Below are 17,440 nucleotides of genomic sequence, written 5' to 3' on the forward strand. Positions count from 1 at the left end.
TCTCGAACCCTGTTCTGCCCACAACCCGGCAGGCTGGCCACGATCACGACCAGCCCACCCGGCGGGCCTACTCAGTGTCCGCGATGTGCTGAGACATCACCTGTCTCCGATGTCCTGAGCACGAGCAGAGTGCCGGAGCACTTCTTTCTGCTCACGAGCCGCAGGCACGTTCGTCAGGCGGTGGCCTCCACCGCGGCGAGGATCGCGTCGATCGTGGCCTTCGGGTTCGACACCATCGACACGTGCGAGCCGGCGACCTCGGTGATGGTCGCGCCGGCCCGCTCCGCCATCGAGCGCTGCGCGCCCGGCGGGATGACCCGGTCCTCGGTGCCCACCACGGCCCAGCTGGGCAGCGACCGCCAGGCCGCCTCCGTGCCCGGGGTGAGGTTCGCGCTCAGCGTGATCGGACGCTGGCTCTCGGCGATGAGGGCGCGGTCGGCCTCGGCGAGATCCTGCGCGAAGGCCGTGTGCACCGTGTCCGGCTTGAGGAAGGCCTCGACGTCGCCCTCGGGCGCGCCCGGGTAGCCGACGAGGTCGAGGACGACGGTCGGGTCCGGGACGTCGAGCGCCGACCCCGAGCCGCCGAGGATCTGGAAGACCGTCTCCCCCGCGTCGGGGATGAACGCGTCGACGTAGACGAGACCGCGCACGTCGCCGGCGCCGGCCGCCGCGTTGGTGATGACGAAGCCGCCGTAGGAGTGACCCACGAGGATCACCGGACCGGTGGCGCGCTGGGCGACGAACGAGGTGACGTAGGGAGCGTCGGTGGTGACGCCGCGCAGCAGGTTGGGCGGCGTGAGGACCGAGAGTCCTCGACTCCGGAGCTCCGGGGCGACGAGGTTCCAGCTCGAGCCGTCGGCCCACGCCCCGTGGACCAGGATGATCGTCGCTTCCGGCACGTCGGCCTCCCACAGTGTGGTGTCACTGAGCTCGCACGATCGAGCCTAGGGAGCCGATCGGTCACGATTCAACGACGTGGCGACCAACGGTCGACGGCACCGCCGCGACGTCTCGGACACCGTGTCACGTCAGCTGCGACTCCCGCTCGCTCCAGAACACCGCCCGCAGCTCGCGCTTGAGGATCTTCCCCGCGCCCGACTTGGGCAGCGGCTCGGTCCGGGTCTCGATGCTGCGGGGGACCTTGTAGCCGGCGATCGTCTCGCGGCAGTGGGCCACGAGCTCCTGGGCGAAGGCGTCCGGGTCCTCGGGCCGGCTGCGCAGGACCACGACGGCGTGCACCGACTCGCCGTAGCGCTCGTGCGGCACCCCGAACACCGCCACCTCGACGACCGACGGGTGCGCGAACAGCGCGTTCTCGACCTCGGCGCTGTACACGTTCTCGCCGCCCGAGACGATCATGTCCTTCGCGCGGTCGACGAGGAACAGGTGCCCGCCGTCGTCGAGCAGCCCCAGGTCGCCGGACGCGAACCAGCCGTCGCGCAGCGCGGCGGCGGTCTCCTCGGGCTTGTTCCAGTAACCGGCGGTGACGTTGGCGCCGCGGATCAGCACCTCGCCGACCAGCCCGGGCGGTAGCGGCGTCCGGTCGGCCGGGTCGACGACGACCACCTCGACCCCGACCGCCGCCCGCCCGCACGAGCGGGCCTGCGGGGTGTCGAGCAGGTGCTGCTCGCCGGGCAGCAGCGTGACGATCGGCGAGGTCTCGGTGAGCCCGTAGATGTGCAGCATCTCCGCATCCGGGAACGCGGTGTGCGTCCGGCGCAGCAGCTCGACCGCCGCGGGCGACGACCCGTGCGAGAGCCAGCGCAGCGACGACACCCGCCGCGGGCGCGCGGTCTGCTCGGCGGCGAGCGCGTCCATCATCGTCGGCACCACGAGCGTCGCCGTGACGCCGTGGCGCTCGACGAGGTCGAGCACGCCGTCGGGGGTGAACGCCGGGCACATCACCTGCGTGCCGCCGGCCCAGATCGTGGCGAGCGCGCCGATCGTGCCGGCGGCGTGGAACATCGGCGCGACGACGAGCCACGACGTGTCCGGCGTGAACGGCCAGCAGGCCATGAAGTGGAACGCGTTGGCGACGAGGTTGCCGTGGGTGAGCATGACGCCTTTCGCCGCGCCTGTGGTGCCGCCGGTGTAGAAGATGCCGGCGAGGTCGTGCTCGGCGGGCTCGCGCAGCGGGGCGGTCGGCTCGGCCTCGGCGAGCAGGGTCTCGTACTCGGTCGTGGTGTCGACGACGCGCAGGTCGGGGTCGAGGCCGTCGAGCGCGCGGTCGGCGAACAGCACGCGCGCCCCGGCGTCGCGCAGCGCGTAGGTCCGCTCGGCGGCGGTGTGCCGGACGTTGAGCGGGACGATGACGAGCCCGTGGCTGGGCAGGCCCAGGTAGAGCTCGAGGTAGCGGTGGCAGTTGGCGCCGAGGACGCCGACGCGGTCACCCGGCTGCAGACCGAGCCGGGTGAGGACGGTGCCGAGGCGCGCGACGCGGTCGGCGAGCTCGGCGTAGGTGATGTCCTGCTCGCCGCACGTCACGGCCGTGCGGTGCCGCGCCGTCGCGAGCGCGCGACGCAGGGGCGCGCCCATCGTGCGGGTCGCGTTGCCCGCGTCCGACGCCGGCGCGAGGTCGTGGAGGGTCTCGAGCGTCGTCATCGACCACCTCGGGGGACACGCTGCGGGCACCGCAGTCGAACGATCGTTCGGTCGGCCGCGAAGGTAGCAGTGACCCGCCCCACCCGGCCAGGACGAGGATGCGGCGTTCCCGGCGTCCGACGCCAGCGATGCCGCCATCGCTCGTGTCGCCGCGCCGAGATCCGGGCCGGACGCGCCCCCGGGCGGGGGACGGGACGTAGATTCCCGGGCGTGACCGGCACCCGTCCCCCCGCCCCCGAGGGCGAGCGTCCGACGGCGACCCGTCGGGCCCGGCCGGCCTACGACCCGTCGAGCCTCGTCGAGGTCGCCGCGCGCGTGTTCAACGAGCGCGGCTACGACGCCACGAGCATGGAGGACCTCTCCGCCGCCGCCGGCATCACGAAGTCGTCCTTCTACCACCACGTGCGCGGCAAGGAGGCCCTGCTGCGTGCCGCGCTGGAGCGCGCGCTGGACGGGCTCTTCGGCATCCTCGACGAGCCGGCCGCGACCACCGGCACCCCGCTCGCCCGGCTGCGACACATCGTGCGGCGGCAGGTCGAGGTGCTGGTCGGCGAGCTGCCGCACGTCACGCTCCTGCTGCGGCTGCGCGGCAACACCGAGACCGAGCGTTGGGCCCTGGGACGTCGCCGCGAGTTCGACGCCGCGATCGCGTCGCTGGTGCGCGAGGCCTCGGCCGCCGGCGAGCTGCGCGCGGGCCTCGACCCGGCCGTCGACGCCCGCCTGCTCTCGGGGCTCGTGAACTCGCTCGTCGAGTGGTACCGCCCCGGGCGCGTGCCGGTGGACGAACTCGTCGCGGAGGTCGACCGCATGGCCTTCGAGGGTCTGCTCGCTCAGGGACCTGCCGGCGACGGACGACGGGCCTAGGCTGGCCGCGTGCCGCTGGAGTTCTCCGAGCAGCCCGACACCGGCCTCGTCGCCGTGACGCTCACCGACGGGGACGGCACCGTCCTGCAGACGCGCGTGGTGGCGGCGGACGAAATCTCGCGCATCGCCGCCCGGGCCCGCGCCGCGGTCGAGCAGAGCGAGCGCACGGGCGGGTCGGGTCTCTACGTCACGCTCGACGAGCTCATCGACGGGACGTCAGGCCCTGCTTGAACCCCCGACTTGAAGCCCCACCTTGAAGCCTCGGTGGGTCGCCGTGAAGCCGAGCCGCTCGTAGAAGCGGTGCGCGTCGACGCGTGAGACGTCGCTCGTGAGCTGCACCAGCCCGCACCCCCGCCGACGCGCCTCCGCCACCGCCCAGCCGACGAGCGCGGCGCCGTAGCCCCGGCCCCGGCACGCGGCGGCCACGTGCACCGACTCCAGCTGCGCGCGCCGCGTCCCCCGCCGTCCGAGGTTCGGCAGGACCGAGAGCTGCAGGGTGCCGACGGTCGTGCCGGCGGGGTCTTCGGCGGTGGTGTCGAGGCAGACGAGCAGGTGGGCGGGGTCGGCGTCGATCTCGGCGAACGCGGCCGCGTAGGGCGCGAGATCCTCGACCGCGTCGCCCCGCCCGGCGCTGACCGGGTCGGCGGCGAGCAGCGCGACCAGCGCGGGCAGGTCCTCGACCCGCGCCCGCCGCACCGTGAGCTCGCCGGCCCGCAGCGTCGCCAGCACGTCCATGCGGCACATCCTCGTCGAGGAAGCCCTGACGACCTGTGCACATGATCGCGTCCAGAACTCCGTTCGCTCGCCGGCCGCGGCGATGGGGCGGCACCCCGCGCGGCGAGGACAGGGCGCTCGCACGGCGTCGCGGCTCGGTCGGTCGGTCGGCCTCGAGGCGATCAACGCTCGAGGTCGCGTGACGGCCGCCGGGCTCGGCCCGACCCGTCGGGCTCGGCCCGACCCGTCGGTCTCGACGCGATCATGGGCACAGGTCATCCGCCGGCCACCCCCGCCGAGGGAGCGGCATGGTTGCGGACCCGCGCCCCGATGCGTCACCATCACAACCGAACGAACATTCGGTACGGAGGTGGGCGCCGATGACGGTGACCGAGGACGAGACCCGCGACCTCGAGGCGGACTTCGAGCGCACGGTCGCCGCCGAGGGCCGGATCGAGCCCCGCGACTGGATGCCCGAGGGCTACCGCAGGACGCTGATCCGCCAGATCGCCCAGCACGCGCACTCCGAGATCATCGGGATGCAGCCCGAGGGCAACTGGATCCTGCGCGCCCCGAGCCTGCGACGGAAGGCGATCCTGCTGGCCAAGGTGCAGGACGAGGCCGGCCACGGGCTCTACCTCTACTCGGCCACCGAGACCCTCGGGGTCGACCGAGCCGAGCTCACCGAGAAGCTCATCGACGCGAAGCAGAAGTACTCGTCGATCTTCAACTACCCCACGCTGACGTTCGCCGACATCGGCGTCATCGGCTGGCTCGTCGACGGCGCCGCGATCTGCAACCAGGTCCCGCTGTGCCGCTCGAGCTACGGGCCCTACGCGCGGGCGATGGTGCGCATCTGCAAGGAGGAGTCGTTCCACCAGCGCCAGGGCTTCGAGCTCCTGCGCACGCTGATGGCCGGCACCGACGCGCAGCGCGCGATGGTCCAGGACGCGGTGGACCGCTGGTGGTGGCCCTCGCTGATGATGTTCGGCCCCGCCGACGGCGACTCCCCGAACACCCAGCAGTCCATGGCCTGGCGGATCAAGCGCCACACCAACGACGAGCTGCGCCAGCGCTACGTCGACATGACCGTCCCGCAGGCCGCGGCGCTGGGCGTCACGCTGCCCGACCCGGAGCTGCGCTGGAACGAGGAGCGTCAGGCGCACGACTTCGGCGCGATCGACTGGGACGAGTTCGCGCAGGTCGTCAAGGGTGCGGGGCCGTGCAACGCCCAGCGTCTGGCCAACCGGCGCGCCGCCCACGAGGAGGGGCAGTGGGTCCGGGACGCGGCCGCGGCGTACGCCGCCAAGCAGGCCCGTCGGACGGAGGGAGCGGCGGCATGAGCATGGCCGACGACACCACTGCACACGTCGAGGGCGAGCCCCGGTTCGACGGCTCGACGCCCAGGGCGAGCTGGCCGCTCTACGAGGTCTTCGTCCGCGGCAAGCGGGGCCTCAACCACGTGCACGTCGGGTCGCTGCACGCCCCCGACGACACGATGGCGCTGCACAACGCGCGCAACCTCTACACGCGGCGCAACGAGGGCGTGAGCATCTGGGTCGTGCGCGGCGACGCGATCACCGCGTCGAGCCCGGACGAGAAGGACCCGTTCTTCGCCCCGTCCGGCGACAAGGTGTACCGCCACCCCACGTTCTACGAGATCCCCGACGACGTCCCCCACCTGTGATGCACAGCCACGACGAGACCGACGACGAGAACGTCTACGACGCCCTGGCGACCGCCGACGACGACGGCCGCTGGGCCTTCGGCACCGGCTTCGACGCCGGCACCGCCGAGATCGACGCGCCGGTGCCCGACGGCGTCGACCGCGACGACCTGGCCACCTACTGCCTGATGCTCGCCGACGACGCGCTCGTCGCGTCGCAGCGGCTGTCGGGCTGGACGACGAAGGCCCCGGAGCTCGAGGAGGAGGTCGCGCTCGCGAACATCGCGCTCGACCTGCTCGGCCAGGCCCGCGTGCTGCTCGCGCGCGCCGGGCACCTCGGCGCGGCCGAGCCGTACCGGGGCGAGCGCAGCGACGGGAAGGGTGGGTGCGCGGGCCCGCAGGACGACGAGGACGTGCTCGCGTACTTCCGCGACGACCGCGCGTTCCGCAACGTCACCCTGGTCGAGACCGACCTCGGCGACTTCGCGCAGACCGTCGCCTGGCTCCTCGTCCTCGCCTCCTGGCGGCTGGCGCTGCTCCGGCGCCTGACCGGCTCGCGCGACCCGGTGCTCGCCGCCGTCGCGGGCAAGGCCGTCAAGGAGCTGACCTACCACCGCGACTACGCCGCCCAGTGGGTGCTGCGCCTCGGCGACGGCACCGCGCTCTCGCACGCGCGGATGCAGGCGGGCCTCGAGGCGGTGTGGCCGTTCGTCGAGGAGCTCTTCACCGCGCACGCCGTCGAGCGCCGCCTCGTCGACGCCGGCGTGGCCGTCGACCCCACCGAACTGCGCTGGGAGGTCGACGCCGTGCTCGACCAGGTCCTGCCGGCCGCGACGCTGACCCGCCCCGAGCGCCCCGCCGTCGGTCTCGTCGGCGGGCGCGGCGGCCGCGACGGCGTGCACACCGAGGCGCTGGGCCTCGTGCTCGCGGTGATGCAGTCCCTGGCCCGCGCCCACCCGGAGGCGACGTGGTGACCTCGGCGCTCACGGACGCCCGCACGGCCGCCGAGGCCGTCGTCGACCCCGAGATGCCGATGCTGACGCTCGCCGACCTCGGCGTCCTGCGCGGCGTCGAGACGGCCGCCGACGGCACCGTGGTCGTCACCCTCACCCCGACCTACTCGGGCTGCCCGGCCCTCGACGAGATGCGCCACGACCTGCGGCGCGCGCTGCACGAGGCCGGTCACGAGAGGGTCGAGGTCCGGACCACCTTCAGCCCGCCCTGGTCCACCGACTGGATCTCCGACGCCGGCCGGCGCAAGCTCGCCGAGGCCGGCGTCGCTCCACCCGACCGCCTCGGGCCGCGGCCGGCGGGCGGCCCGGTGCCGCTGACGCTGCACGCGCCGTCGCGCGTCGTCGCCTGCCCGCAGTGCGGCGCCGCGGACACCGAGGAGACCTCGCGCTTCGGCCCGACCGCCTGCACCGCGCTGCGGCGCTGCCGGTCGTGCGGCGAACCGTTCGAGCACGTCAAGGAGATCTGATGACGGTCGCCGTCACCGAGACCCCCACCACGGACGCCGTCCCGGGCTTCCACCGCCTGCGCGTGGCGGACGTCGAGCGTCTGTGCGAGGACGCCGTCGCGGTCACCTTCGACGTCCCCGACCACCTCCGCGACGAGTACGCCTTCCGCGCGGGCCAGTACCTGACGCTGCGCCAGGAGACGCCGGCCGGCGAGGAGCGCCGGTCGTACTCGATCTGCGCGCCGGAAGGCGCCGCTCCGCGGATCGGGGTGCGCCGGGTCGCCGACGGGCTGTTCTCGACGAAGCTCGTGGACGGGCTGGCGGCCGGCGACGAGCTCGAGGTCGGGCCGCCGCAGGGCCGCTTCACCCCCGACGTCGCGCCCGGCGAGCACCACGTCCTCGTGGCCGCGGGTTCCGGGATCACGCCGGTGCTCTCGATCGCCGCGACCGTGCTCGCCGCGTACCCCGACACCCACGTCACGCTGCTCTACGGCAACCGCCGCAGCGACACGGTGATGTTCGGCGAGGACCTCGCCGACCTCAAGGACCGCTACGGCCCGCGCCTGTCGCTGGTGCACGTGCTCTCGCGCGAGCCCACCGCGTCGGACCTGTTCAACGGCCGCCTCGACGCCGACCGCCTGCGGACCCTCATCGGCGCGCTCGTGCCGGTCACCGAGGTCGCGCACTGGTGGCTGTGCGGGCCGCTGGGCATGGTCGAGGCGGCGACGGAGGTCATCAGGGCGTTCGACGTCCCCCGCGCGAGCGTCCACCGGGAGCTGTTCTACGTCGACGAGCCGCCGCCCGAGGTGCACCGCGCCGAGGACGACGTGATCGACGACGGCACGGGCGCCGTGGTGACGGTCGTGCTCAACGGCCGCGAGAGCGTGCTGACCCTGCCGCGCACCGAGCCGGTGCTCGACGCCGCCCAGCGCACCCGCTCCGACCTGCCCTTCGCCTGCAAGGGCGGCGTCTGCGGCACGTGCCGCGCGCAGGTGACCGCCGGGGAGGTCCGCATGCGGCGCAACTTCGCCCTCGAGCCCGAGGAGGTCGAGGCCGGGTTCGTGCTGACCTGCCAGGCCCTGCCCGTGTCCGACGAGGTCACCGTCGACTACGACGTGTAGGACGCGTAGCGCAGCGGAGCCGGACCGACGAGAACGGAGTTCAGCGATGAGCGTCCTGTCCAGCTACGTCCGTGGCGGGTGGGTCACGCCCGACGGCGCCGAGGGCCGCCCGATGGCCGACGCCGTCACGGGCGAGGAGATCGGGCGGCTCGCCACCGACGGCATCGACATGGCCGCGGTCGCCGAGTACGCGCGCCGCACCGGCGGGCCGGCGCTGCGGGAGCTGTCGTTCCACCAGCGCGCCTCGCTGCTCAAGGCCCTCGCCGGCTACCTGCGCGAGCACCGCGACGAGCTCTACGCCGTGTCGGCGCGCACCGGCGCCACGCGCGGGGACGCGAAGTTCGACGTCGACGGCGGCATCGGCGTGCTGCAGGTCTACGCGTCGCTGGGCAAGCGCGAGCTGCCCGCGTCCGGGCCGTGGCTCGACGGCGACCTCGCCCCGCTGAGCAAGGGCGGCACGTTCGCGGGCCAGCACGTGTACACGCCGCTGCACGGCGTCGCGGTGCAGGTCAACGCCTACAACTTCCCGTGCTGGGGCCCGCTGGAGAAGCTCGCGCCCGCGTTCCTCGCCGGCGTCCCGACGATCATCAAGCCGGCGACGCCCACCGCGTTCCTCACCGCCGAGCTGGTCCGGCTGATCGTGGAGTCGGGGCTGCTGCCCGACGGCGCCGTGCAGTTCCTCGCGGGCTCGACCGGCGACCTGTTCGACCACCTCGGCGAGCAGGACCTCGTCTCGTTCACCGGGTCGGCGTCCACGGCGCGCCGGCTGCGGACCCACCCGGTGCTCGCGGCGCGCGCGGTGCGGTTCACCGCCGAGGCCGACTCGCTGAACTGCTCGATCCTCGGTCCCGACGCGACGCCCGGGACCCCGGAGTTCGACCTCTACGTCTCACAGCTCGTCACCGAGATGACGGTCAAGGCGGGGCAGAAGTGCACGGCGATCCGCCGCGCGTTCGTGCCGTCGGCGCTGGTCGACGCGGTGGTCGAGGCGGTGCGGGAGAAGCTCGCGCAGGTGGTCGTCGGCGATCCCGCCGACCCCGAGGTGACCATGGGCGCGCTCGCCGGGCTGGAGCAGCGCGAGGAGGTGCGCCGCTCGCTGAAGTCGCTGACCGACGCCGCCGAGGTGGTGTTCGGCGACCCCGAGCACGTCGAGGTCCGCGGCGCCGACGCCGAGCGCGGCGCGTTCCTGTCGCCGGTGTTGCTGCGCGGGTCGGCGGACAGTGCGGCGGTGCACGAGGTGGAGGCGTTCGGGCCGGTCGCGACCGTGCTGCCGTACTCCTCGACGGCCGAGGTCGTCGAGCTCGCGGCCCGCGGGCAGGGCTCGCTGGCGGGCTCGGTGGTCACCGCCGACCCGGAGTTCGCGCGCGAGGTCGTGCTCGGCGCGGCGCCGTGGCACGGGCGGCTGCTCGTCCTCGACCGCGCCGACGCGACGGAGTCGACGGGCCACGGCTCGCCGATGCCGCAGCTCGTGCACGGCGGCCCGGGGCGCGCCGGCGGCGGCGAGGAGATGGGCGGGCTGCGCGGCGTCGCCCACCACATGCAGCGCAGCGCGGTGCAGGGCAGCCCGGACATGCTCTCGGCGATCACCGGGCGCTGGGTGCCGGGCAGCGCGCGCACCGTCACCGACGAGCACCCGTTCCGCAAGTACCTCGAGGACCTGCGCCCCGGCGACACCGTCGTCGGCGGCCCGCGGCGGGTGACCGAGGCCGACGTCGCGCACTTCGCCGAGTTCACCGGCGACACGTTCTACGCCCACCTCGACGCCGAGGCGGCCGCCGCGAACCCGTTCTTCGGCGAACGCGTCGCCCACGGCTACCTCGTGGTGTCGTTCGCCGCCGGGCTGTTCGTCGACCCGGCGCCGGGCCCCGTGCTCGCGAACTTCGGCGTCGACAACCTGCGCTTCCTGACGCCGGTGAAGTTCGACGACGAGCTGACGATCACCCTGACCGCCAAGCAGCTCTCGCCGCGCGCCTCGGCGGCGTACGGCGAAGTGCGGTGGGACGCCGAGGTCGTCAACGCGAAGGGCGAGCCCGTGGCCAAGTACGACGTGCTGACGCTGGTGGCGAAGCGAGATGCCTGAGATCGCGGCGTCCGTCCGCCGGATGTGGGACGACGACGGCGCCTCGCGCAAGCTCGGGATGGAGCTGCACGAGGCGGCCGACGGGCGGGCGCGCCTGTCGATGCCGGTGACCGACGATATGGTCAACGGCCACGGCATGTGCCACGGCGGCTACCTGTTCCTGCTCGCCGACTCCGCGTTCGCGTGCGCGTGCAACTCGCCCGGCCCGGTGACGGTCGCGGCGGCCGCCGACATCGTCTTCGTCGCCTCGGCGATGACCGGTGACGTCCTGGAGGCCGTCGCGACCGAGCGGGTCGCGTTCGGGCGCAGCGGGGTCTACGACGTGACCGTCACGCGGCCCCGCGACGGGCAGGTCATCGCGGAGTTCCGCGGCCGGAGCCGGACCTTGCGGAGCAGCTAGCGCAGTCCGGGTGGTCGAGCTCCGCTCCGCTTCGTCTCCCGACTCGTCACCAATCGTCACGGGACGACCGATTCCTGGTCGCCCTTCTGACGCAGCGGTGTCCACGGGCGCCACGGTGGGTCATCATCGGTCGCGTGGGCATCGGGCACTGGTTGACGACGATCCCGCCGCTGGCGGTCTACCTCACCGTCCTCGGCGTGGTCGGGATCGAGAGCTTCGGCATCCCGCTCCCCGGCGAGATCGTGCTCGTCAGCGCGACGCTGATGGCGACCCGCCCGGAGCTCGCGGTGTCGGCGGTGTGGGTGGCGGTGTGCGCGCTGATCGGGGCCGTCGTCGGCGACTCGATCGGCTTCGCGGTGGGCCGCCGCTACGGCATCGGGCTGCTCGAGGCGGCCGGCCGGCGGTTCCCGAAGCACTTCGGCCCGGCGCACGTCGTGCTCGCCGAGCGGGCGTTCGACCGCTGGGGCGTGCTGACGGTGATCGTCGGGCGCTTCATCGCGATCCTGCGCATCCTCGCCGGGCCGCTGGCCGGCGCGCTGCGGATGCCCTACCGGAAGTTCATGCCGGCGAACGTCGTCGGCGGGGTGCTCTGGACGTTCGGCACCACGGCGCTGGTGTACGCGCTCGGCGTGGCCGCCGAGACCTGGCTCAAGCGCTTCTCCTGGGTGGGGCTGGCGGTCGCGGTGGTCGTGGGCCTGATCGTCGGGTTCCTCGTCAAGAAGCGCGTCATCGGGCTGCTCACCGGACCGGAGGAGGGTGCGGCCACGTCGTGAGCGGGTAGGCCTCGAGCCCCAGACGCAGGAGGAGGTCCCCGTGGCCGACACCCCGTTCCCCGACTTCGACCACGCCACGGTCGAGACGGTCAAGCACCGCATCCGCTCGCTCGAGCGCGACCAGGTCCAGGGCCTGCTCGACCACGAGCGCGAGCACTCGTCGCGCATGCCGGTGATCGAGGTGCTGCGCACGCGCCTGGCCGAGCTCGACGACGGCGCCACGCCCTCGGGCGGCGACCAGTCCGCGGCGCGCGAGGGCCGCACCTCCCACGGCTCGCCGGTCTCTCCCGACGGCGCCGCCCAGCCCGGCCCGCCCGACCGCCACGGCCTGCGCCAGATGACCTGGGGTGGCTGACGCCATGTGAGGAGCGCACCTAGCGGGCGAAGCCCCGGCTGATGACGAGGCGCTGGATCTGGTTGGTGCCCTCGAAGATCTGCATGATCTTCGCCTCGCGCATGTAGCGCTCCACCGGGAAGTCGCGGGTGTAGCCGTAGCCGCCGAACACCTGCACCGCGTCGGTGGTGACGCGCATGGCGTTGTCGGTGGCGACGAGCTTGGCCGCGCTCGCCTGCCGCGAGTAGGGCCGGCCGAGATCGCGGCGGCGCGCGGCGTCGAGATAGGTGGCCCGCGCCGAGTCGACCGCCGCGGCCATGTCGGCGAGCACGAAGCCCAGGCCCTGGTGGTCGACGATCTTCTTGCCGAACGTCGTCCGCTCGTTCGCGTACGCGACCGCGGCGTCGAGCGCGCCCTGCGCGAGGCCCACGGCGCAGGCCGCGATCCCGAGGCGCCCGGAGTCGAGCGCGGAGAACGCGATCTCGAGGCCCTGACCCTCGCGGCCGATCAGCCGGTCGGCGTCGAGGACCGCGCCGTCCCAGTTGGCGGTCGTGGTCGGGACCGCGTGCAGCCCCATCTTCTCCTCGGGCTTGCCCCAGGTCAGGCCCTCGGCCTGCCCGGGCGCGAGGAAGCACGAGACCCCGCGGGAGCCCTCGCCGGTGCGCGCGAAGAGCGCGTAGAAGTCGGCCCGGCCGCCGTGGGTGATCCACGCCTTGGTGCCGGTGATGCGGTACCCGGCGTCGACCTTCTCGGCCTTGCACCGCAGCGCCGCGGCGTCGGACCCTGCCTGCGGCTCGGAGAGCGAGTAGCCGCCGACCTGGGAGCCGCCGAGCATCTCGGGCAGCCGCTGCTTCTGCTCGTCGGTGCCGAACGTGAACAGCGGGAAGCACGACAGCGAGTGCACGCTCGTCGCGACGGCCACCGCCGCCCACCGGGCCGCGAGCTCCTCGAGCACCTGCAGGTAGACCTCGTACGGCTGCCCGCCGCCCCCGACCTCCTCGGGGTAGGGCAGGCCGAGCAGCCCGGCCTCGCCGAGGGTCCTGAACAAGCCCTCGGGGTAGGTCTCCGCCCGCTCGTGCTCCTCGACCCGGGTCGCGAGCTCCTTGTCGGCGATGTCCCGGGTCAGCTCCAGCAGGTCCTCGGCCTCCTGGGTGGGCAGCAGCCGGTCGACGGGCATCGGGCACACGCTCCTATCGGTACTGACGACGGTCCTAGAGTACCGCTGGCAGGGGCGCTAGGGTAGGGCCATGGCCGCTCCGAGCCCCACGCGCCGCGGTGCCGCGCGCCACTCGGAGCTCTTCGACGCGCTGATCGACCTGCTGCTCGCCGAGGGCTTCGCCCACCTCACGCTCGACGACGTCGCCGCCCGGCTGCGCTGCTCGAAGCGCACGCTCTACACGCTCGCGGGGTCGAAGGAGCAGCTGGTGCGCGCCGCCGTGGTGCGCTTCTTCGAGCGGGCGACCGAGCGCGTCGAGGCCGCCGTCGCCGCCTGCGCCGCTCCCGCCGACCGCGTCGCCGCCTACCTGCGCGCCGTCGCCGACGAGCTCGCCCCCGCCTCGGCGCGCTTCGTCGACGACATGGCCGCCTTCCCGCCCGCCGCCGAGGTCTACGCGCGCAACACGGAGGCCGCCGCCCGGCGCGTCGGCGAGCTCGTCGGCGAGGGCGTCGCGGCCGGCGACTTCCGCGACGTGCCGGTGTCCTTCGCCGCCGAGATGGTCACGGCGACGATGGTGGCGATCCAGCAGCGGCGGATCGCCGACGCGACCGGGCTCGCCGACGCCGAGGCCTACGAGGCCCTGGCGACGCTGCTGCTGCACGGGCTGGCGCGGGGGACGGGAGAGGCGGCCGACCGACCGGCGCCGTCTCCCCCGGCGCGCGCGGACTCCTAGTAGGCCGCCTCGACCTTCGGCAGGATGTCGTTCTTGATCCGCTTGAGGTCGTCGAGCGTCTTGGACACCGGCACGTCGGTGAACGGCGGCCAGATCAGCGGCATCGTCAGCCCGGCCTCCTTGTAGGCCTTGAGCCGGTCGGTGAGCTGCTTCTCGGTGCCGACCAGCAGGTTCGACGCGACACCGTTGTCGGCCTGGTCGGTCTCCTCGTCGGTGATGACCGTCCAGATCATGCTGCAGATCTCGAGGTCCTTCGACCGCTTCGGGCTGCCGATCTCCTCGAACTGCTGGTCGATGGCCGTCAGCCACTTCGACAGGCCGTCGGGCGAGTCCTGGATGCCGATCCAGCCGTCGAGGTCGTACTTCGTGATGCGCTTCGCCGAACGCAGCGGGTCCTTGAGGCCGCTCATGAAGATCGGCGGCCGCGGCTGCTGGAGCGGCTTGGCGCCGAACCCGCAGCGGTCGAAGTCAGCGAACTCGCCGTGGTACTCGAAGATGTCGTTCCCCCAGATGCCCTGGAGGACCTCGATCGTCTCCCGCACGTGCTTGTGCCGCTTCGGGAAGATGTGCGCCGCGCTCGCGGCGGCGAACTCCTCGGGCATCCAGCCGGCGCCGAGACCGACGTTGAGCCGGCCGCCCGAGAGGTGGTCGATGGTGGCCAGCTCCGCGGCGAGCACGCCCGGCGCGCGGAACGGCGTGTCGATGATGCTCTGGCCGATGCGGAGCTTCGAGGTGCGCGCGGCGAGCCACGGCAGCAGCGGGTAGCCCTGGAACCATCCGCCGCGCGACTGCACCGGGAGGGCGTGCGGCAGGCCATCCATCATGCCGAACGTGTACTGGAGCTCCTCGCGATCGGAGGCCTCCGGCACCACGATGCGGTCGAGCGTCCACACGGAGTCGAACTCGAGCTCCTCGGCGAGGTCGGTCAGGTCCTCGAGCTCCTTGATGGTGACCTCGGTGCGGAAGTTCGGCAGGTAGAGAGCGAGCTTCATGGGGGAACGGCCTCCTTGCCGGTGTGTCAGGCAGGTCACACACGGTTCCGCACCGGTGACGTGCCCCGCAAGCAGGTCGCGCACGATCGACTTGACTCCGTCAGCGTGCCGCGGGGGGTCCGGGAAGAATTCTCGGCCGGACCTGTCGATCGGCGCCGGGGCCGTTCGTGGAGGGGTGTCCGGGCAGGGTGCCCGGGCAGCGGATCGAGGAGGACCCCATGGCCCACTACCTGCTCAGCGTCATCACGCCCAGCGAGGGCGAGCCGCCGTCGGACCCCGAGATGCAGGAGATCATGGGCCGCGTCGCCCAGCTGCAGCAGGACATGCAGGAGGCCGGAGTCTGGGTCTTCTCCGGCGGTCTCGAGGCTCCGGACACGGCGACGGTCCTGTCCCGCAGCGGCGACGACGTGCTCGTCACCGACGGCCCGTTCGTCGAGCTCAAGGAGTACGTCGGCGGCCTGACGATCATCGACGCTCCGGACCTCGACGCCGCCCTGCACTGGGGCCGGCGCTCCACCGAGGCGGTCGGCCTGCCCATCGAGGTGCGGCCGTTCCACTGGGCCCCGTGACCGGTCCGCCCTCCTCGGCGACGATCACCCGCATCGTCGCCGAGGAGTACGGGCGGTGCGTGGCGACGCTGACCCGCGTCCTCGGCGACATCGACCTCGCCGAGGACGCGGTGCAGGACGCGCTCACCGTCGCGCTGACCCGCTGGCCCGGCGACGGCGTCCCGCCCAACCCGGGCGGCTGGCTCGTCACCACGGCCCGGCGGCGGGCGCTCGACCGCCTGCGCCGCGACGCGGTCGGCCGGGACAAGGAGGCCCGCGCCGCCCGCGAGGAGCCGCCCCCCGACGAGGACGACCCGGACGACCAGGACGAGGAGGGACCGGTGCACGACGACCGCCTCCGCCTGGTCTTCACCTGCTGCCACCCGGCGCTCGCGCTCCCGGCGCGGGTCGCCCTGACGCTGCGGCTGCTCGGGGGCCTCGAGACCCCGGAGATCGCCCGCGCGTTCCTCGTCCCCGAGGCCACCATGGCCCAGCGGATCGTGCGCGCGAAGAACAAGATCCGGGCCGCGCGCATCCCCTACCGCGTGCCGCACGACGCCGACCTGCCCGACCGCCTGCCGGGCGTGCTCGCCGTCGTCTACCTCGTCTTCACCGAGGGGCACGCGACGGCCACCCGCGAGGACCTCGCCGCCGAGGCGATCCGGCTGGGCCGGCTGCTCGCCGAGCTCATGCCCGACGAGCCCGAGGTGCTGGGCCTGCTCGCGCTCATGCTGCTCACCGAGGCGCGGCGACCGGCGCGGCGAGCCGCGGACGGGTCGCGGGTGCTGCTCGCCGACCAGGACCGGGCGCGCTGGGACGCCGGGCTCGTCGCCGAGGGCCTCGACCTCGTGCGCCGCTGCCTGCGCCGGGACCGTCCCGGGCCCTACCAGCTCCAGGCCGCGATCAACGCGGTGCACGCCTCGGCGCCCGACACGGCCTCGACCGACTGGGGCCAGATCCTCGCGCTCCACGACCAGCTGCTCGCCGTCGCCCCGAGCCCGACCGTCGCGCTCAACCGGGCGGTCGCCGTGGCCGAGACCGCGGGGCCGGCCGCGGCGCTGGCGATCGTCGACCAGCTCGCCGAGCGCCTCGACCGCTACCACCTGCTGCACGCCGTGCGCGCCGACCTCCTGCGCCGGCTCGGCCGCGACGACGAGGCCCGCGACGCCCTCGACGCCGCGCTGGCGCGCACCCACGATCCCGACGACCGGGCGCTGCTCATCGCGCGGCGCGACCGTGGGTGAACCCTCGTCACACGATCGGCGAGGGCAGGATGGGCCCATGAGCGCGGAGCCCCCCGAGATGCGGATCGGCGACCGCGAGCGACGGGCCACCGACGACCGCCTGTGCGCCGCCCTCGACGACGGGGTGCTCACGCTCGTGGAGTACGACGAGCGCACCCGGCAGTGCTGGGCGTCGCGCACGCAGCGCGAGCTCGACGCCCTGGTGGCCGACCTGCCGCCGGCCACGACGACGGCCATCGGGACGCCGGCGCGGACCGAGGACCGCTCGGCCCCGGTGGCGCACACCCCGTTCCACGAGCGGGTGGGCAGGGCGATCGTCCCGATCGTCCTGGCCGGCGTCGCGCTCTTCGTCGGGGGCCACCTCGTGACCGCCGACGACGGCGCAGCCATCTTCGGCAACCGGACGGTCCAGGTCACGCAGGGCGCCGGCGAGGTGGAGGTCGCCACCCTGTTCGGGCGGACCGAGGTCGTCGTGCCGCCGGGCACCGTCGCGCGCACCACCGGCGCGATGATCTTCGGGAGCACCCGCTGCGAGGCTGCCTGCCAGTCGCCGCCGAACGGGATGACGCTGCCCGAGGTCCTCGTCGACGCCAACGGCGCGTTCGGCTCGGTCGAGGTCGTGACGCCGGCCGAGGCGGCCCAGGGCGGCCTGGGCGACCGGGACGATGACGACGACTGACGCTCACCCTCGGTGACCGCGGCGCAGCACAGAGAATTCCCTGCTCGACGGGGAACATCCGGGCCCGCCCGCACCG

Annotated in this window: 20 protein-coding genes; 15 read left to right on the forward strand and 5 right to left on the reverse strand. The window is 73.7% G+C overall.

The annotated features are described in order from the left end of the window. Positions 1-173: 173 nt before the first annotated feature. Entirely contained in the window at positions 174-899 is a 726-nt protein-coding gene (locus tag PGB27_RS28130) for an alpha/beta fold hydrolase (protein WP_274203761.1), read from the reverse strand. Between the two features lie 124 nt (positions 900-1,023). Next, complete coding sequence (locus PGB27_RS28135; protein WP_274203762.1) at positions 1,024-2,601, reverse strand: class I adenylate-forming enzyme family protein; 1,578 nt, start codon at positions 2,599-2,601, stop codon at positions 1,024-1,026. A 210-nt stretch (positions 2,602-2,811) separates the two neighbouring features. On the opposite strand from PGB27_RS28135, the gene PGB27_RS28140 reads away from it, so the two are divergent. Then, positions 2,812-3,465, forward strand: coding sequence for a TetR/AcrR family transcriptional regulator (locus PGB27_RS28140; protein ID WP_274203763.1), 654 nt, complete (start codon positions 2,812-2,814; stop codon positions 3,463-3,465). A 9-nt stretch (positions 3,466-3,474) separates the two neighbouring features. Further along, complete coding sequence (locus PGB27_RS28145) at positions 3,475-3,696, forward strand: hypothetical protein (RefSeq protein ID WP_274203764.1); 222 nt, start codon at positions 3,475-3,477, stop codon at positions 3,694-3,696. Here PGB27_RS28145 and PGB27_RS28150 read toward each other — a convergent pair. After that, positions 3,682-4,200 carry a GNAT family N-acetyltransferase gene (locus tag PGB27_RS28150; RefSeq protein WP_274203765.1) on the reverse strand — a complete coding sequence of 173 codons (519 nt, stop codon included), beginning with the start codon at positions 4,198-4,200 and terminating at the stop codon, positions 3,682-3,684. The genes PGB27_RS28145 and PGB27_RS28150 overlap by 15 nt on opposite strands. A gap of 359 nt (positions 4,201-4,559) precedes the next feature. Between PGB27_RS28150 and paaA the strand changes: the two genes are divergently transcribed. The 9 genes from paaA (at position 4,560) to PGB27_RS28195 (ending at position 12,033) form a co-directional block, all read left to right on the forward strand. Continuing rightward, positions 4,560-5,522 (forward strand): 1,2-phenylacetyl-CoA epoxidase subunit PaaA, encoded by a 963-nt coding sequence (paaA, locus tag PGB27_RS28155; RefSeq protein ID WP_274203766.1) that lies wholly within the window; start codon positions 4,560-4,562, stop codon positions 5,520-5,522. A gap of 2 nt (positions 5,523-5,524) precedes the next feature. Then, positions 5,525-5,866, forward strand: coding sequence for a 1,2-phenylacetyl-CoA epoxidase subunit PaaB (paaB, locus tag PGB27_RS28160; protein WP_408630136.1), 342 nt, complete (start codon positions 5,525-5,527; stop codon positions 5,864-5,866). Next, entirely contained in the window at positions 5,866-6,819 is a 954-nt protein-coding gene (gene paaC / locus PGB27_RS28165) for a 1,2-phenylacetyl-CoA epoxidase subunit PaaC (protein WP_274203768.1), read from the forward strand. The genes paaB and paaC overlap by 1 nt, the downstream gene beginning before the upstream one ends. Further along, complete coding sequence (paaD, locus tag PGB27_RS28170; protein ID WP_408630134.1) at positions 6,813-7,325, forward strand: 1,2-phenylacetyl-CoA epoxidase subunit PaaD; 513 nt, start codon at positions 6,813-6,815, stop codon at positions 7,323-7,325. The genes paaC and paaD overlap by 7 nt, the downstream gene beginning before the upstream one ends. Further along, positions 7,325-8,425, forward strand: coding sequence for a 1,2-phenylacetyl-CoA epoxidase subunit PaaE (gene paaE / locus PGB27_RS28175; protein WP_274203770.1), 1,101 nt, complete (start codon positions 7,325-7,327; stop codon positions 8,423-8,425). The genes paaD and paaE overlap by 1 nt, the downstream gene beginning before the upstream one ends. A gap of 46 nt (positions 8,426-8,471) precedes the next feature. Continuing rightward, a complete protein-coding gene (gene paaZ, locus PGB27_RS28180) occupies positions 8,472-10,505 on the forward strand; it encodes a phenylacetic acid degradation bifunctional protein PaaZ (RefSeq protein ID WP_274203771.1) in 2,034 nt (677 codons plus the stop codon). Further along, on the forward strand, positions 10,498-10,905 hold the full coding sequence (gene paaI, locus PGB27_RS28185; protein WP_274203772.1) for a hydroxyphenylacetyl-CoA thioesterase PaaI: 408 nt from the start codon (positions 10,498-10,500) through the stop codon (positions 10,903-10,905). Before paaZ ends, paaI begins: the two co-directional genes overlap by 8 nt. A 134-nt stretch (positions 10,906-11,039) precedes the next feature. Continuing rightward, entirely contained in the window at positions 11,040-11,678 is a 639-nt protein-coding gene (locus PGB27_RS28190; protein ID WP_274203773.1) for a DedA family protein, read from the forward strand. 40 nt (positions 11,679-11,718) lie between these two features. After that, complete coding sequence (locus PGB27_RS28195; RefSeq protein WP_274203774.1) at positions 11,719-12,033, forward strand: hypothetical protein; 315 nt, start codon at positions 11,719-11,721, stop codon at positions 12,031-12,033. Positions 12,034-12,052: 19 nt separating this feature from the next. On the opposite strand, the gene PGB27_RS28200 is transcribed toward PGB27_RS28195, so the two are convergent. Continuing rightward, the gene (locus PGB27_RS28200; RefSeq protein WP_274203775.1) at positions 12,053-13,189 is read right to left on the reverse strand and encodes an acyl-CoA dehydrogenase family protein; all 1,137 of its coding nucleotides are present in this window, start codon (positions 13,187-13,189) and stop codon (positions 12,053-12,055) included. Between the two features lie 70 nt (positions 13,190-13,259). Between PGB27_RS28200 and PGB27_RS28205 the strand changes: the two genes are divergently transcribed. Then, entirely contained in the window at positions 13,260-13,901 is a 642-nt protein-coding gene (locus tag PGB27_RS28205) for a TetR/AcrR family transcriptional regulator (RefSeq protein WP_274203776.1), read from the forward strand. Here PGB27_RS28205 and PGB27_RS28210 read toward each other — a convergent pair. Beyond that, positions 13,898-14,893 carry an LLM class flavin-dependent oxidoreductase gene (locus PGB27_RS28210; protein ID WP_274203777.1) on the reverse strand — a complete coding sequence of 332 codons (996 nt, stop codon included), beginning with the start codon at positions 14,891-14,893 and terminating at the stop codon, positions 13,898-13,900. The two genes, PGB27_RS28205 and PGB27_RS28210, sit on opposite strands and share 4 nt — an antisense overlap. Before the next feature lie 218 nt (positions 14,894-15,111). Here PGB27_RS28210 and PGB27_RS28215 point away from each other — a divergent pair, with 218 nt between their 5' ends. Genes PGB27_RS28215 through PGB27_RS28225 form a run of 3 tightly spaced genes read left to right on the forward strand, consistent with a single transcriptional unit; the run spans position 15,112 to position 17,364 of the window. Further along, positions 15,112-15,462 (forward strand): YciI family protein, encoded by a 351-nt coding sequence (locus PGB27_RS28215; protein ID WP_274203778.1) that lies wholly within the window; start codon positions 15,112-15,114, stop codon positions 15,460-15,462. Then, complete coding sequence (locus PGB27_RS28220; RefSeq protein WP_274203779.1) at positions 15,459-16,685, forward strand: RNA polymerase sigma factor; 1,227 nt, start codon at positions 15,459-15,461, stop codon at positions 16,683-16,685. Before PGB27_RS28215 ends, PGB27_RS28220 begins: the two co-directional genes overlap by 4 nt. 37 nt (positions 16,686-16,722) lie before the next feature. Continuing rightward, entirely contained in the window at positions 16,723-17,364 is a 642-nt protein-coding gene (locus PGB27_RS28225; protein WP_274203780.1) for a DUF1707 SHOCT-like domain-containing protein, read from the forward strand. Positions 17,365-17,440: the final 76 nt, after the last annotated feature.

It is taken from the genome of Actinomycetospora lemnae, from assembly GCF_028737315.1.
Lineage (GTDB): Bacteria > Actinomycetota > Actinomycetes > Mycobacteriales > Pseudonocardiaceae > Actinomycetospora > Actinomycetospora lemnae.